Annotated in this window: 13 protein-coding genes; 3 read left to right on the forward strand and 10 right to left on the reverse strand. The window is 62.9% G+C overall.

Going from position 1 to position 15,811, the window contains the following annotated elements:
• Positions 1 to 52 precede the first annotated feature (52 nt).
• The 4 genes from JNO51_RS06185 to gcvA all read right to left on the reverse strand — a co-directional run bounded on the left by JNO51_RS06185 (position 53) and on the right by gcvA (position 4,613).
• Complete coding sequence (locus JNO51_RS06185; protein WP_215782142.1) at positions 53 to 1,339, reverse strand: DEAD/DEAH box helicase; 1,287 nt, start codon at positions 1,337 to 1,339, stop codon at positions 53 to 55.
• A gap of 366 nt (positions 1,340 to 1,705) precedes the next feature.
• Positions 1,706 to 2,506 (reverse strand): response regulator, encoded by an 801-nt coding sequence (locus JNO51_RS06190; RefSeq protein WP_215782143.1) that lies wholly within the window; start codon positions 2,504 to 2,506, stop codon positions 1,706 to 1,708.
• 150 nt (positions 2,507 to 2,656) lie between these two features.
• A complete protein-coding gene (locus JNO51_RS06195; protein WP_215782144.1) occupies positions 2,657 to 3,658 on the reverse strand; it encodes a class 1 fructose-bisphosphatase in 1,002 nt (333 codons plus the stop codon).
• A 76-nt stretch (positions 3,659 to 3,734) separates the two neighbouring features.
• Positions 3,735 to 4,613 (reverse strand): transcriptional regulator GcvA, encoded by an 879-nt coding sequence (gene gcvA / locus JNO51_RS06200; protein WP_215782145.1) that lies wholly within the window; start codon positions 4,611 to 4,613, stop codon positions 3,735 to 3,737.
• Between the two features lie 186 nt (positions 4,614 to 4,799).
• Here gcvA and acnB point away from each other — a divergent pair, with 186 nt between their 5' ends.
• Positions 4,800 to 7,391 carry a bifunctional aconitate hydratase 2/2-methylisocitrate dehydratase gene (gene acnB / locus JNO51_RS06205; RefSeq protein WP_215782146.1) on the forward strand — a complete coding sequence of 864 codons (2,592 nt, stop codon included), beginning with the start codon at positions 4,800 to 4,802 and terminating at the stop codon, positions 7,389 to 7,391.
• Positions 7,392 to 7,476: 85 nt separating this feature from the next.
• Here the strand turns inward: acnB and JNO51_RS06210 are convergent, their stop codons facing one another.
• The 5 genes from JNO51_RS06210 to JNO51_RS06230 form a co-directional block, all read right to left on the reverse strand.
• Entirely contained in the window at positions 7,477 to 8,205 is a 729-nt protein-coding gene (locus tag JNO51_RS06210; protein WP_215782147.1) for a calcium-binding protein, read from the reverse strand.
• A 205-nt stretch (positions 8,206 to 8,410) separates the two neighbouring features.
• Positions 8,411 to 10,123, reverse strand: coding sequence for a calcium-binding protein (locus tag JNO51_RS06215; protein ID WP_215782148.1), 1,713 nt, complete (start codon positions 10,121 to 10,123; stop codon positions 8,411 to 8,413).
• 75 nt (positions 10,124 to 10,198) lie between these two features.
• Entirely contained in the window at positions 10,199 to 10,921 is a 723-nt protein-coding gene (locus JNO51_RS06220; RefSeq protein ID WP_215782149.1) for a calcium-binding protein, read from the reverse strand.
• Entirely contained in the window at positions 10,918 to 11,136 is a 219-nt protein-coding gene (locus JNO51_RS06225) for a hypothetical protein (RefSeq protein ID WP_215782150.1), read from the reverse strand. Before JNO51_RS06225 ends, JNO51_RS06220 begins: the two co-directional genes overlap by 4 nt.
• 25 nt (positions 11,137 to 11,161) lie before the next feature.
• Positions 11,162 to 11,911 (reverse strand): calcium-binding protein, encoded by a 750-nt coding sequence (locus JNO51_RS06230; protein WP_215782151.1) that lies wholly within the window; start codon positions 11,909 to 11,911, stop codon positions 11,162 to 11,164.
• Positions 11,912 to 12,227: 316 nt separating this feature from the next.
• On the opposite strand from JNO51_RS06230, the gene JNO51_RS06235 reads away from it, so the two are divergent.
• A complete protein-coding gene (locus JNO51_RS06235; protein ID WP_252346203.1) occupies positions 12,228 to 15,029 on the forward strand; it encodes a DNA translocase FtsK in 2,802 nt (933 codons plus the stop codon).
• 3 nt (positions 15,030 to 15,032) lie between these two features.
• On the forward strand, positions 15,033 to 15,353 hold the full coding sequence (locus JNO51_RS06240) for a tetratricopeptide repeat protein (RefSeq protein ID WP_215782152.1): 321 nt from the start codon (positions 15,033 to 15,035) through the stop codon (positions 15,351 to 15,353).
• Positions 15,354 to 15,359: 6 nt separating this feature from the next.
• On the opposite strand, the gene JNO51_RS06245 is transcribed toward JNO51_RS06240, so the two are convergent.
• Positions 15,360 to 15,803: a GNAT family N-acetyltransferase gene (locus JNO51_RS06245; protein WP_215782153.1), complete on the reverse strand. Its 444-nt coding sequence runs from the start codon at positions 15,801 to 15,803 to the stop codon at positions 15,360 to 15,362.
• Positions 15,804 to 15,811 lie beyond the last annotated feature (8 nt).

Raw genomic sequence — 15,811 nt, forward strand, 5'->3', positions numbered from 1 at the left:
AACAAGCCGCATCCGGGGATGCGGCTTGTTGCCTGATGGCTCGGGCTGAGGATCAGCCGGCAGTCTGCTGACGCGGGGCTCGCTTGGCGTAGCCGCTGCCCGGCTTGCGCTGGGCGCCATAGCCGCCGCCGCTGCCATGACGGCGCTGACCGCCGTTGCCATTGCCGCCGCGACGCTGGCCATTGCCACCCTTCGGCGGACGACGGGTCGGTTCCAGACCTTCGATGACACCCTCGGTGATCTGACGCTTCAGGTATTGCTCGATGCGACGGACGCGATGGAATTCCTTGGTCTCCGACATGGTGATGGCCGTGCCGTTACGGCCGGCACGACCGGTACGGCCGATGCGGTGCACGTAGTCTTCGGCCTGCTTCGGCAGGTCGTAGTTGACCACCAGGTCAATGGTCGGCACGTCGATGCCGCGCGCGGCCACGTCGGTGGCCACCAGTACCTTGATGCGGCCGCGACGCAGGTCGTTCAGGGTACGGTTACGCCAGTTCTGCGGCATGTCGCCATGCAGGCAGGCGGCGGAGAAACCCTGGTCGGCCAGCTTGTCGGCCAGCTCTTCGGAACCGATCTTGGTGGCAGTGAAAATCACGGCCTGATCGAAACCGGCTTCGCGCAGGATATGGTCCAGCAGACGATCCTTGTGCGCCTGGTTGTCGGCGTACAGCAGGTGTTCTTCGATGTTGCCGCCGCTTTCCTTGCGCTCGATTTCGACGCGCTTGGCATCCTTGGTCAGCTTCTGTGCCAGCTTGCCGACCACGCCGTCGAGCGTGGCGGAGAACAGCACAGTCTGACGGGCAGCCGGGGTGGCCTGCACGATGGTTTCGATGTCTTCGATGAAGCCCATGTCCAGCATGCGGTCCGCTTCGTCCAGGACCAGCATTTCCAGACGGGAGAAGTCGATGCGGCCCTGGCGCATGTGATCCATCAGGCGGCCCGGGGTGGCGACCATGATGTCGATCGGGCGCGACATGGCGCGGACCTGATAACCGAAGGAGGCGCCGCCGACCAGGCAGACAGTGCGCAGCCAGCGCAGGTGGGTGCCGTATTCGGTGGCGTTCTTTTCAACTTGTTGCGCCAGTTCGCGCGTCGGGGTCAGGACCAGAACACGCGGGCCCTTGCCGGAGCCGGTCGAGCGTTCGGTCAGCTTGACCAGTGCAGGCAGCAGGAAGGCGGCGGTCTTGCCGCTGCCGGTTTGTGCCGAGACCAGCAGGTCTTCGCCCGCCAGCGCCGCGGGGATGGCTTCGGCCTGAACCGGGGTCGGTTCGCTGTAGCCGGCATCTTCGAGGGCGCGCAGAATCAGGGGCGAAATGCCCAGGTCGGAAAACGTCATGATGTCCTTTCGATCCGGAGGTGTCCGGGAGTCACTTGGCCTGAAAAGGCTGGTTGTGTGGCTTCATTTGGAATTGAAATAGCCACATGGCTCATCGGCACCAACCTGGCAAGCGGCGAACAACAACGGTCCGTACGAAGGGACATCTCGTGGACGAAGCCTGGAAAACGGTCAGGGACGATGAATACAGCAGGGTCCGCCGGGCAGAAGTTGCGGGAGTGAGCGCACGGCGAAATGCAAGAGGAGGGAATATACGCTAAATCAATTGCCTTGGCAATAGGAAAAATTAAAATCGTGCCATAAGTGCATGATTTTTTGTGGGGAGTTGGTGCGGAAAAGGGCGGCGTGTCAGCCGCCCCCATGCGATCAGTCGCGATCCATCAGCAACTGGCCGACCAGCTTGCGTACCACTTCAGCGCCGAATGGCTTGTCGCAGATGGCGGAGACGCCGGCAGCCTCGACCGCGGCCAGCCGCCCTTCGTTGTCCTCGCTTGATACCATCAGGATCGGCACCGAGCTCTGCATGCTTTCCTTGCGGATGTACTCGACCAGGGCGCGACCATCCATCTGCGGCATGTTGTAATCGGTGAAGACCAGATCAAACAGCTGCGAGTTGAGCAGGGGAATGGCCTCCAGGCCATTGTTGGCCTCGTAGATCTTCTCGAAGCCCAGCTTTTCCAGAATGAAGCGCACATGACGCCGCGCCGTGCTGCTGTCATCGACCAGCAGGACATTCAGGTCGGCAAAGTCGTCTTCCAGCGGAATGTCCAGTTGCTCGGCATTGAGGAAGTCCAGCGTGTTCTCCAGGGCCATGGTCAGCTGATTCTGCGAGAACGGCTTGGGCAGGATGGCCATGGTGCCCGCCTGGCGTACCGGGTCCAGGTAGTAGGGGTTGGTTTCGCTCGAGATCAGGATGAACGGCAAATCGGCCCAGGCCGGGGTGTCGCGCAGGGTATAGACCAGATCCGTGCCGGTCATGTCCGGCAGATAAAGCGCACTGAAGACCAGGTCGGGCAATTTGGAAGCCAGTGCTTCAAGCAGGTCGGAGCCCGACTCGTAGACCGTGACCTGGTCGATCCCCCGTTCCTGCAGCGCCGCCTTGATGATCTGCGCCTGAACGTTCGATGGTTCGACCAGTGCCACAATCAGGTTTTCTACTTCCAGCATGACCGCCCCCAAAATCGTGTGCTTTAAAATGAATGTAGACCAGCATAACTGAGCCGCCAACCACAATACTGATTTAGATCATGAAAGCGAAATGAGCCGCAATCCCAATGTCATCAAGGATTTGCGGCTCATTGGCTGTCGGTGGCCGGTTTAGCCCTGATGGTAACCGGTCACCATTTTGACTTCTTCACGCGAGCCGAGGAAGACCGCCACCCGTTCATGCAGCGATGTCGGCTGGATGTCCATGATGCGCTGATGGCCATTGGTGGCCAGCCCGCCGGCCTGCTCGATGATGAAGGCCATCGGGTTGCCTTCATACATCAGCCGCAGTTTGCCGGGTTTTTCCGGCTCGCGGGCGTCGCGCGGATACATGAAGATGCCGCCGCGGGTCAGGATACGATGCACCTCGGCCACCATCGAGGCCACCCAGCGCATGTTGAAATCACGGCCACGCGGGCCGGTTTTGCCGGCCAGCAGTTCGTCGACATAGCGCTTGACCGGGGCTTCCCAGTGGCGCTGGTTCGACATGTTGATGGCGAACTCACTGGTGCGCTCGGGAACGCGCATGTCCGGATGGGTCAGCACGAAGCTGCCTTGTTCACGGTCCAGGGTAAAACCATGTACGCCGCTGCCGAAGGTCAGCACCAGCATGGTTTGCGGACCGTAGATGGTATAGCCGGCGGCGACCTGGGCGCCGCCCTTTTGCAGGAAGTGGCTTTCGCTCGGGGTCAGGTTGCCGTTCGGGTTGTGCAGGATGGAGAAAATGGTGCCGACGGTAATGTTGACGTCGATGTTGGACGAGCCATCCAGCGGATCGAACAGCAGCAGGTAGTCACCCTTGGGGTATTCGCCCGGGATGTGGTAGGGCAGTTCCATTTCTTCCGAGGCCATTGCCGCCAGATTGCCGCCCCACTCGTTGGCATCCAGCAGGTAGTCGTTGGCAATCACGTCCATCTTCTTTTGGGCTTCGCCCTGGATGTTGCCGGTGCCGGCTTCGCCCAGCACCCCGGCCAGCGCCCCCTTGTTGACGGAGAAACTGATGGCCTTGCAGGCGCGCGCAATGGTTTCAATCAGCAGGCGCAGATCCGGCGGCAGCGTGCCGGCCTTGCGTTGCTGTTCGATCAGAAAGCGGGAAAGAGTAATGCGGCTCATGGCATTCCTTGCGGTTAGGGCGCGGTCAAACCGGATGCCGCGCGTCCATGATTATATCGTATGCCAGCGTCCCCGGTCATGCGGCGGTTTCTTCCAGCCAGCGACAGAAGGCGGTGACCGTCGGGTCGTCGCTGCCGGCGCGAGGGACAATCCAGCAGAAATCCCGCACCGGTACGACCGGGCTCTGCAGCGGGGCGCGCAGCAGTCCCTGATCGATGAGCTGCTGGGCCATCGGCAATGGGCCCAGCACGACCCCCAGGCCGTCACAAGCCGCCTGCAGGGCCAGTGAGAAGCGGTCGAAATGCATCTCCGCCGCCGGTTTCAGCTCGGCCACGCCGGCCAGCGTCAGCCAGCGTGGCCAGGCGGTTGGTCGCGCGTCGGCATGCAGCAGGGTGTGGGCAATCAGGTCGCCCGGCTGGCTGATCGGCTGCCGGTCCAGCAAGGCCGGACTGGCCAGCGGCAATTCCCACTCCTTGAGGAAAGGGCGCGCAATGTGGCCGGGCCAGTCGCCCGGCCCGCGGCGGATGGCGATGTCAAACGGGGCATCCAGCCGGCTGATGTCACGGTCAGAGGTGGCGAGGTGCAGCACCAGATCCGGATACTGCTCACGAAAGCTGGCCAGGCGCGGCAGCAGCCAGTAGCTGGCAAAGGTCGGGGTGGCATTGACGGCCAGACGCCGCTGCCGGTCAGGCTGTTGCAGTTGCGCCGTGGCATTGGCGATCAGGTCGAGGCCGTCCTGCACCTGCACCAGATAGCGCCAGCCGGCATCGGTCAGGCGTACCCGGCCACCCCGCCGTTCGAAGAGGGCCATGCCCAGCCAGTCTTCCAGCTGCTTAATCTGTTTGCTCACAGCGCCATGCGTGACGAACAATTCGCTGGCGGCGGCGGAAAAGCTTTCCAGCCTAGCGGCAGCCTCGAAAACCCGGAGTGAGTTGAGGGGAGGGAAATGGTTCATGCTGTGATTTTAGCTCACAGTGCTTGTGGCGAATACTCGTTTGAATGCTGGCCCTGAAAGGCGTAATCTTCAGCTCACTACAAAGGCATAAACAAAGAGGCGAATTCAGCCCGGTTTATGTAAGCCATTGCCCACCCGCCGGAACGCGAGCGCGGCCGGCCAACCACAGCAAAGAAGGTCCATGTCATGTTAGAAGCCTATCGTCAGCATGTCGCCGAGCGCGCAGCGCTGGGCATTCCGCCCCTGCCGCTGTCGGCGAAGCAGGTTGAAGAACTGGTCGAGCTGCTGAAAAACCCGCCCAAGGGCGAGGAAGACACGCTGGTTGACCTGATTACCTATCGCGTCCCGCCGGGCGTGGATGATGCCGCCAAGGTCAAGGCCTCTTTCCTGGCCGCCGTGGCCGAAGGCACGGTCAAGAGTCCGCTGCTGACCCGCGTGCGCGCCACCGAACTGCTGGGCACCATGCTGGGCGGCTACAACATCAAGCCGCTGATCGACCTGCTGGACGACGCCGAAGTGGCCGCCGTGGCCGGTGAGGCGCTGAAGAAGACCCTGCTGATGTTTGACGCCTTCCACGACGTCAAGGAAAAGATGGACAAGGGCAATGCCGTGGCCCGCGCGGTGATGCAGTCCTGGGCCGATGCCGAGTGGTTCACCTCGCGTCCGGAAGTGGCGCAAAAGATCACCGTCACCGTGTTCAAGGTGCCGGGCGAAACCAATACCGACGACCTGTCGCCGGCGCCGGACGCCTGGAGCCGTCCGGACATCCCGCTGCACTACCTGGCCATGCTGAAGAATACCCGTCCGGGTGCGGCTTTTGTGCCGGAGGAAGACGGCAAGCGTGGTCCGATCCAGTTCATCGACGACCTGAAGAAAAAGGGGCACCTGGTGGCCTACGTCGGTGACGTGGTCGGTACCGGTTCCTCGCGCAAGTCCGCCACCAACTCGGTGGTGTGGGCGACCGGCCAGGACATCCCGTTTGTCCCGAACAAGCGTTTTGGCGGTGTGACGCTGGGTGGCAAGATTGCGCCGATTTTCTTCAACACCCAGGAAGATTCCGGCTCGCTGCCGATCGAAGTCGATGTGTCGCAGCTGGAAATGGGCGATGTAATCGACATCTACCCCTACGCCGGCAAGATCGAGAAGAACGGCGGCGTGGTGGCCGAGTTCAAGCTCAAGAGCGAAGTGATCCTGGACGAAGTGCGTGCCGGTGGCCGCATCAACCTGATCATCGGTCGTGGTCTGACCAGCAAGGCACGCGAAGCGCTCGGTCTGGCGGCCTCGACCGTATTCCGCCTGCCCAAGTCGCCGGTAGATAGCGGCAAGGGTTTCACCCTGGCGCAAAAAATGGTGGGTCGCGCCTGTGGTCTGGCCGAGGGCCAGGGCGTTCGTCCGGGTACCTACTGTGAACCGAAGATGACCACAGTCGGCTCGCAGGACACCACCGGCCCGATGACCCGTGACGAGCTGAAGGACCTGGCCTGCCTGGGCTTCTCGGCCGATCTGGTCATGCAGTCCTTCTGTCATACCGCTGCCTATCCGAAGCCGGTTGACGTCAAGATGCACAAGGAACTGCCGACCTTCATCTCCAGCCGTGGCGGCGTATCGCTGCGTCCGGGCGATGGCGTGATCCACAGCTGGCTCAACCGCCTGCTGCTGCCGGATACCGTCGGTACCGGCGGTGACTCGCACACCCGCTTCCCGATCGGGATTTCCTTCCCGGCCGGTTCCGGTCTGGTGGCCTTTGCCGCCGCCACCGGCGTGATGCCGCTGGACATGCCGGAATCGGTACTGGTGCGCTTCAAGGGCAAGCTGCAGCCGGGCGTGACCCTGCGTGACCTGGTCAACGCCATTCCGCTGTACGCCATCAAGCAAGGGCTGCTGACGGTGGCCAAGGCCGGCAAGAAGAACATTTTCTCCGGTCGCATCCTGGAAATCGAAGGTTTGCCGGATCTGAAGGTCGAGCAAGCCTTTGAACTGACCGATGCCTCGGCCGAGCGCTCGGCCGCCGGTTGTACCGTGCATCTGGACAAGGCGCCGATCGTCGAATACATGCGCTCCAACATCACGCTGATGAAGTCGATGATCGCCAATGGCTACGAAGATGCCCGTACCCTGGCCCGTCGCATCCGTTCGATGGAAGACTGGATCGCCAACGGCAAGCTGCTGCAGGCCGATAAGGATGCCGAGTACGCCGCCGTGATCGAGATTGATCTGGCCGATATCAAGGAACCGATCGTGGCCTGCCCGAACGATCCGGATGACGTGAAGTTCATGAGCGAAGTGGCCGGCACCAAGATCGACGAAGTCTTCATCGGTTCCTGCATGACCAATATCGGGCACTTCCGCGCCGCCGGCCAGTTGCTGGATGGCAAGAGCGATATTCCGGTCAAGCTGTGGGTAGCGCCGCCGACCAAGATGGATGCCAAGCAACTGACCGAAGAAGGTTACTACGGCATTCTGGGTCGTGCCGGTGCCCGCATGGAAATGCCGGGTTGCTCGCTGTGCATGGGTAACCAGGCACAGGTGCGCGAAGGCGCGACGGTGATGTCCACGTCGACGCGTAACTTCCCTAACCGTCTGGGCAAGAACACCAATGTGTTCCTCGGCTCGGCCGAACTGGCCGCCATCTGCTCCAAGCTGGGCAAGATTCCGACGGTAGAGGAGTATCAGGCCAATATCGGCATCATCAATCAGAAGTCGGCGGAAGTGTACAAGTACATGAACTTCGACCAGATTGCCGATTACACGGAAGAAGCCGGCTCGGTCAAGGTCTGAACGGATTGAAGCCGAAAAAAGCCCGGGGTGCTGCGCGCCCCGGGCTTTTTTTATGATCAGACGTCTGTCGGTCTGATTCGTCCGATCAGAACGCCTGCGGGCCTTCCATCAGCAGACGGCTCAGTGCCTGTTGTTCGGAGAGACTGCCGCCATCGCTCAAGTCGACGTCCTCAAAGCGGATGTTGATCTGGCAGTGGCGTTCGTTATTCTGGATGCGCAAGACAGATTGATCCTCACGACTTTCCAGCTTTACCTGCGCATACTGCGCTTCCCCGGGCTGGAAGGGCAGGGGCAGCCAGATCTGGTCCTCCCCGGGTTCGAAGCCGGAGATCTGGTCATCGCCACACATATCCTGCGCATGCCAGAGCAGAATGTCGCGGCCGCCGCCGCCGGCCAGATGATCATCGCCCGGGCCGCCACGCAGCAGATCTTCCCCCGGGCCGCCATCCAGTACGTCGTCACCCGCGCCCCCGTCGAGCACATCATTGCCCTGATGCCCGAACAGCAGATCATCCCCCGAGCCGCCTTCCTGACGGTCGTGGCCGGCATCACCATGCAGAATGTCGTCGCCTTCGCCGCCCAACTGGGTGTCGTTACCACCCAGTCCCTGCAGGAAATCATCGCCCCGTCCGCCCAGTTGCAGATCATCGTGCGGGCTGCCGCGCAGCAAGTCATCGCCATCCAGGCCTTGCATGTTGACGGCCTGCCTGCCGGCCGTCAGGACGTCATCATCGTCGGTACCGATCAGGGTGATGTCCGGTGAGCCGGGCCGTGACGTGGCGGGCTGGTGGTCATGAGGATTGTTCAAATGCATGAGGTTCTCCTTGCTACGTTGATCAAAGTGGCCGACGAATCGATCGGCGCGGCAGGGAGACTAATCGGCGGCGGGTGGTCCGGCCAGAGGGGCAAAGACGGTTACGCCCTTTTTACCCCCATGTGCAGTTTTATCTGCCGCACAGCGGGAAAAAGGGCGTGAGACACTGTCAGCCGGCTTGCGCCGTGCTGGCAGTGCCTGGGCGTCAGGGCAGCAGGGGCAGAGGGGGTTCTTCACCCAGCATGCGCTGCAGAATCTCGCTATGGCTCATGCTGCCATCCTGGAAGAAGTCGCGATGGGTGAAGCGGATCTGGTGCACGATCTGATCCTGCTCGTCGCGTACGTCGAGAATGGCCAGGCCGTTTTGCTCGACCTGCAATGCCAGGTGCAGGGCGCGCTCGCCATTGGCGCCGCCGAGTCCGACGAACTGCAGACGGTCTTCGCCGAGGTCGAAGTCTCCGACCTCATCCATGCCATCCAGATCTTCTCTCTGCCAGACAAAAGTGTCCCCCCCGGCCTCACCCAGCAGGAGGTCGCGACCGCTGCCGCCGCGCAGCATGTCATCGCCATTGCCGCCGGACAGGGTATCCCTGCCGGCGCCCCCTTCGAGCCAGTCATCCCCGCCGGCGCCCTCCAGCCAGTCATTGCCCGCGTCGCCGAACAAGGTGCTGCCCAGCGGATGGGCGACCAGTTTGTCGTCGCCTTCCAGGCCATACACCGGCAAATCGAGTTCACGGGCATACAGTCGGTCGTCCTGGTCACTGCCGATCACTTGCGAGGCACTGATGCTGGCGCGCGCCGAGTCGGTCAGCACGCGGTCCAGAATCTGCTCGGTGCTGAGACGGCCCCCCTCGGACAGGTCGACGCCCTTGAAGACGATCGTTTGCAGGGTGTCGCCATCGCTGTTGAGGATCTGCAGCCGAGAGCCTTGTGCCTGGTGCTCGAACTTCAGCGAGTGATGCGGATGATCGCCGCGCAGCAGGATGTCGGTCAGATCCAGCTGATCTTCCCCCGGGGTGAAGTCACGAATGATATCGGTCCCCCCCAGATCGCTGCGTTGCCAGACAAAGGCATCCGCCCCTTCACCACCGGTCAGGGCATCGTTGCCGCTGCCGCCGCTCAGTACATCGCGACCCTCTCCGCCCTTGAGAATGTCGTCCCCCTCTTCGCCGGAGAGACGATCATTGCCCGTGCTGCCATTGAGACGGTCGTTGCCGTTGCCACCAAACAGCCGGTCATCGCCACTATCACCCGACAACAGGTCGTTGCCACTGCCGCCGTACAAATTGTCATGGCCCTCCTGACCGCGCAGCACATCATTGCCGCTGCCGCCATACAGCGTGTCGTGTCCCAGCCCGCCGCTGAGGGTGTCCTGACCCTGATTGCCATGCAGCTCGTCGTTGCCTTCTCCGCCGGCCAGCTGGTCATTGCCACTGCCGCCATACAGGGTGTCGTGATCGTCCCCGCCCTTGAGGACATCGCGCCCGGCCCCGCCGTAGAGCGTATCCCTGCCACTGCCGCCGTCGAGCTCGTCATCCCCCTGGCCCCCGAGCAAGGTGTCGTCACCGGCCATGCCGAGAAGCCTGTCGCGGCCATCACCGCCCATCAGTTGATCATCCTCGGTGTGGCCGAGCAGGGTGTCGTCTCCGCTTTCGCCATAAAGCAGGTTCACGCCCTCGACCGCGATGATGGTGTCGGCGCCTTCCTTGCCATGGACTTCGTTCATCTGGGCATTCGACGCCACGATCAGATCGTCGCTGCTGCTGCCATGGGTGATGAGCAGGTCGCCATCCTGCACGCCGCTGAGGTGGCTGTCCTGTCCCACGATCACGATGCCTTCATGGCGCCGGCCGTGCAGTTTTTCATAAAGCGCCTTGGCGCGGGCTTGCTGGTCTTGCTGGCTGATGAAAAGGTTCATGTTTGTCCTCATTCTTTCCGTTTCTGATGCGGGGTTTGGCTGGGGCTGCCTGTGCGGCAGCCGCTGTGTCATGGGTCAGAACTGACCCTGATAGAGCAACTGCTGCAGGATCTCGCCATCGCTGCGGGTGCCGCCGGCCGAGAGGTCCACACCATCAAACAGGATGGTTTGCATCACCGTGCCCTGGCTGTCGGTGACCAGCAGCTGGCTTTGTCGGGTATCGTGTTGCAGCAGCAAATGACTTTCCGGTGCGTCCTCTGCCGCATCCTGCAGACGAAAGCCGAACAGCAGCTTGTCCTGCTGCAGCTGGAAACCGGCCAGGGTGTCCGTGCCCCCCAGGTCCTTCCAGTCCCAGTAAAAAAGGTCATTGCCCTCGCCGCCGGTGAGGCGGTCATGACCCCGACCGCCAACCATCAGATCACTGCCTGTGCCGCCGAACAGCTGGTCCGCACCGTCTCCGCCGTAGAGCATGTCCTGATCCTCGCCGCCGTAGAGCCGGTCATCGCCTTCGCCGCCAGACAGCGTGTCGCCTCCCTTGCCGCCGCGAAGTACATCACAGCCCTGCTCGCCATACAGCAGGTCATCGCCGCTGCTGCCGAACAGCTGGTCATCACCGTCACCGCCCCAGAGGCTGTCGTTGCCTTCTCCGGCCTGCAGGATGTCGTGCCCGCCGCGCCCCTGTAGCCAGTCATCGCCGCGCCCGCCCTGAAGGATGTTGTCGCTGTCGTCACCGATCAGCGTGTCGTCGCCTTTGCTGCCCGAGAGGAGATTGCGCTCAGGCTCTTTGCTTGTTGTCATGGTGTTGCTCCTGTTGATGAATAAGCCCGCCTGGCCGGAAGCGCCCGTCGGCGCAGAAAACTTTCCGGCTGGTCCGGTTTTGTGTAATCGATTACAAGAGCGCCAATATAGTGTTTAAAATTGGCTTGTAAATTGGCTTTGCCGGGTTTCGGAACAGGCTGATCGTCTGGCGGGAGTTTGTCTGTCAGCTGGCGTGCAGCCAGGGCGCCAGCCATGCGGTGGCGCCGGGGAGGAGGGGGGTCAGGCGTAGGGAGGGAGATCTTCCTGCTCGAGGAGGTGCGCCAGGATGGCCTGATCGCTCAGGTTGCCGGCCTGACTCAGATCGAGGTGGTCGAAGACGATCGTCTGCAAACGCTCACCTTGCAGGTTGAGCAGTTGCAGCTGACTGCCTTCGCTGTCGTGCTGCAGCACAAGGCGCAACGGCGTGCCTTCCGGATCCGGATCAATGCCCAGGCAGTCTTCGCCGGGGGTAAAGTCGCGGAGATGATCGATGCCGCCCAATTCATCCCATTGCCAGCGGAAGGTGTCGCGTCCCTCTCCGCCGCTGAGCAGGTCATTGCCGCGGCCGCCATCGAGAATGTCATGACCCGCGCCGCCCAGCAGAACATCGTCGCCATCGCCGCCGGAGAGGTAGTCGAAGCCCTGCTCTCCCTCAAGGACATCGTTACCCGGCCCGCCATAGAGCAGGTCCCGCCCAGCGCCGCCCCTTAGCCGGTCATCGCCCGGGCCGCCCCTGAGTTGGTCATTGCCAGCCGCGCCACACAGCTGGTCGTCACCGTCCGCACCATCAAGCCGGTCTGCCCCGGGGCCGCCGCAGAGATGATCGTCTGCCGGACTGCCTTCCATATCTTGGCTCGCGGCAGATGGCGGAATGGCGGATGCTGTTTGCTGCGCATCGGGTTCTGGTGTGGGGGTTTCGCTATTGAGTTGGTTGTAAATGCGTAATGCGTGCTCGACCGCCGGGGTGTTATGAAATGCGTTGTCGGACATGGTGTTCTCCTGATCAGAGGGTTGTGCGGTGCCGGTTGGCAAGGTGAAGCGACTATAAGGGCAGGGCGGCCTGTCTGCAGTCGGCCAAACCGCGTTACCGAATGATCTGGCGCACATCCGCTGCGTTTCCTCGTATCGACGTTCGCCTGTCTGACAGCCCGGCATCAGCGGGAGAGGGGCTGTGAAACCGATTTCAAAGCGTGACTGTCTGCGTACGGGGCAAGAAGGGATGCGCCGGGCGCCGGTAAAACGCGTTACAATTTGCCCCCGGCCTGGAGAGGCCGTTTTGCGTGTTCATTGCTTGGTGGGTATCTGCGTGTCCTGGTTTTTCATCTTGCTGATCTTGGGTGTCTTGTTGTGGGCGGCGTTGACCGGTCGCCTGCTGTCGTCCCTGCGCCGCCTGTCTTCCTGGTGGCTGGACCCCGAACCGGCGCTGAACCACAGGCGGCCCGATACCGCGTCGCCGGCGTTCTTCGAGGCGGATCCCCTGTTGGGCGAGCCCGAGATCGGCATGCCCGCCGCCCCGGTTCAGGCTCAAGCCGATCCGGCACCGCCAACGCCGTTCGCCTCCGCGATGCCGGCCGAGTCACCCGGCACGGCACCAGAAGCCATGCCGGTCATCGATCGCAGCGTGTTGCGCCGGCAGGCGGCGGCACGGCTGTCGCGTGATCTGCCCGAACCCGTGGCCGAGGCGCCATTGCCGCTGCTGGACCCGCAGACGATCCGCCAGAATGTGCTGGGCCGCTTCCGTGCCCTGCCGGAAGAAGCCAGAAACGATTCCCCCTTGCCGGTGATCGGTGCCCAGGAAGTAGAGCAAAATCTGCAGTCGCTGGGCGGGCGTCAGCGTCGTCGTACCGAATCCCCGTCCGCGCCTGAAGACTTGCCGCTGATCGATGCGGATGAAGTGCGAGCCAGCCTGCGACAGATCCATGGCGAGCGTCTGCGGGCACGACAGCCGGCGCCCGCCCCGATGGCGCCGTCGCAGGCGGGGCGGCGTGCGGCGCCCCCGGCTTCCGATACCGCGCCCGTCCCGGCGGCCGAACCCGCCTCGCCGCTGCTGCGCCAGACACAGCCTGGCCAGAGCCCGGCACGCTTCGTGCCGGCCCCCCCCTCCCGGCCGCAGCCGACTCCCGACATCATCGATCCGGTCGTGTCGGCGTCTCCGCCGCCTGCCCCGCTGGAGGTGCGTCCGACCTTGCTGGCCGGTGAGCCCGCCGTACCGAGAATGCCCCCTGCCGCCGCTCGTCCGGTCTTGCCGCAAGTGCAGCCACAGCCCCTGTCGGCATCGCGTCCGGTCGTCGTGCCAACGCCGCAAGCCGTCGTCCCGCCGGCGCCCGCCGAGTTGCCGCCAGCGCCGCCTGCCGTGGCCGAAGATCGGGTTGCTCCGCCGTCCGCGGCTGCGCCAACCGTGTCTCCGGCGCCGCAGCCGGCTGCCGCACCGGCGCAGACCACCTCATCCGGCCTGGTCTGGACCTGGATTGAAGATCAGCCGGTACCCGAGCGCGAAGCGCCTGTCGCGCCGGCTCCCTGGCCGCAAGACGAGCCGGCCGTGATGACCGCACCGGTGTCGGTGCCAGTGTCGCGCAGTGCCGACGTGGTCAGTCAGTTGCCGCAGCGTGACTGGAGTGCCGAATGCCTGCCGGGGCTGGATCTGCTCAAGCCGGCCGAAACCAATCCGGCTGCGGTGCAGGATCAGGACGTATTGATCGAGCGGGGCATTGTCATTGAAGAAAAACTGGCCGAGTTCAAGGTCAAGGTCAGCGTGGTGGATGCCTATGCCGGCCCGGTGATTACCCGCTTTGAGGTGGAACCGGCGGTCGGCGTGCGCGGCAGCCAAGTGGTCAATCTGGTCAAGGATCTGGCGCGGGCACTGGGGCTGGCCTCGATTCGCGTCGTGGAAACCATCCCGGGCAAGACCTGCATGGGGCTGGAGCTGCCCAATCCGGTGCGCCAGATGATCCGCCTGTCCGAAATCCTGGCTTCCGAGGCGTTCAGCGACAGCTCGACCCGTCTGACGCTGGCCCTGGGCAAGGACATTACCGGCGAGCCGGTGGTGATGGATCTGGCCAAGGCGCCCCATTTGCTGGTTGCCGGCACCACCGGCTCGGGCAAGTCGGTCGGGGTCAATGCCATGATTCTGTCCCTGCTCTACAAATTCACGCCGCAAGACGTACGTTTCATCATGATCGACCCGAAGATGCTCGAGTTGTCGGTGTATAACGACATTCCGCATCTGCTGGCGCCGGTGGTCACCGACATGAAGCTGGCCGCCAATGCCCTCAACTGGTGTGTCGGCGAGATGGAAAAGCGCTATCGCCTGATGAGTGCCCTCGGTGTGCGCAATCTGGCGGGTTACAACGACAAGGTGCAGGCGGCCCGAGCGGCCGGCGAGACGCTGAAGAATCCGTTCTCGCTGACCCCGGAGACACCGGAGCCGCTGGAAACCCTGCCCTGCATCGTGGTGGTGGTGGATGAGTTTGCTGACCTGATGATGGTGGCCGGCAAGAAAATCGAGGAACTGATCGCGCGTCTGGCGCAGAAGGCGCGCGCGGCCGGCATTCACCTGATTCTGGCCACCCAGCGGCCTTCGGTGGATGTGATTACCGGTCTGATTAAAGCCAACATTCCGACACGGATTGCCTTTCAGGTCTCCAGCAAGGTCGACAGTCGTACCATCCTGGACCAGATGGGCGCCGAGGCGCTGCTGGGACAGGGCGACATGCTGTTCCTGCCGCCGGGCAGTGGCTATCCGCAGCGTATCCACGGTGCCTTTGTCACCGATGATGAAGTGCATGCGGTGGTGGAAACGCTCAAGTCATTCGGCGAGCCGGATTATGTCGAGGGTTTGCTGACCGGCGAGGCAGAGCTGGAAGAGAGCAATGCCGCCGGCGGCGACCGCCAGGCCGCGGCCGAGAGCGATCCGCTTTATGACGAGGCGGTGGAGATCGTGCTGCGTACCCGCAAGGCTTCGATTTCCTCGGTGCAGCGACACCTGCGTATCGGCTACAACCGGGCGGCCAGACTGATTGAAGAAATGGAAGCGGCGGGGCTGGTGAGCGCCATGGAGAGCAATGGCAACCGCACGGTGCTGGTGCCCGATCGGTCAAATGGAGGTTGAAACATGCCGCAACTGGACGCACTGCTGAAAATGGTCGATGGCCCGCGAGACAACGCACTGCTGCGTTTTGCCATCGGAGGGGAGTGTCTGAAGCTCGGCCAGCTGGGCGAAGCCGAAACCCATTTGCGTCAGGCGCTGGTCTGGCAGCCGGATTACACCGCCGCCTGGAAGCTGTTGGGCAAGGTGCTGGTTGCCGCCGGTCAGCCTGCTGCTGCGGTCGATGCTTATCAGCAGGGTATTGCGGTGGCCGTTGCGCATGGGGATGTGCAGGCGCAGAAAGAAATGACCGTCTTTCTGCGCCGCTTGCAGCGCGAGGCCAGCTAGACGGACTTAACCCGCGGAGCCGGCCAGTCGCTGATAGACCTGCTGATCCAGCCGTTCCATCAGGCGTTCCGGTTTGGACAGCGGGGTAAAGCCGAAGCCGGCATACAGTCCGTGTGCGTCGGCCGTGGCCAGCATGAAGCGGCGCAGATTCTGCAGCTCGGGGTGCGCCAGAATGAACTGCATCAGCGCCTTGCTGATGCCCTGGCCGCGCCGTGCTTCGATCACAAAGACGTCCGACAGGTAGCCGAAGGTGGCGTAGTCAGTGATGACGCGGGCAAAAGCGACTTGTTCGCCCTGTTCGTCATAGCCGCCGATACACAGCGAGCCCTGCAGCGACCGTTCGAAGACGGCGCGCGGCAAGCCACGTGCCCAGTAGGATTGCTGGCTGAGATAAGCAAAGACCCGCTCGCGATCGAGACGGGTCGGATCAGTATCGAAAGTCACGGACATGATGAGCC

It is taken from the genome of Paludibacterium sp. B53371, assembly GCF_018802765.1.
In the GTDB taxonomy this organism is placed as follows: Bacteria; Pseudomonadota; Gammaproteobacteria; order Burkholderiales; family Chromobacteriaceae; genus Paludibacterium.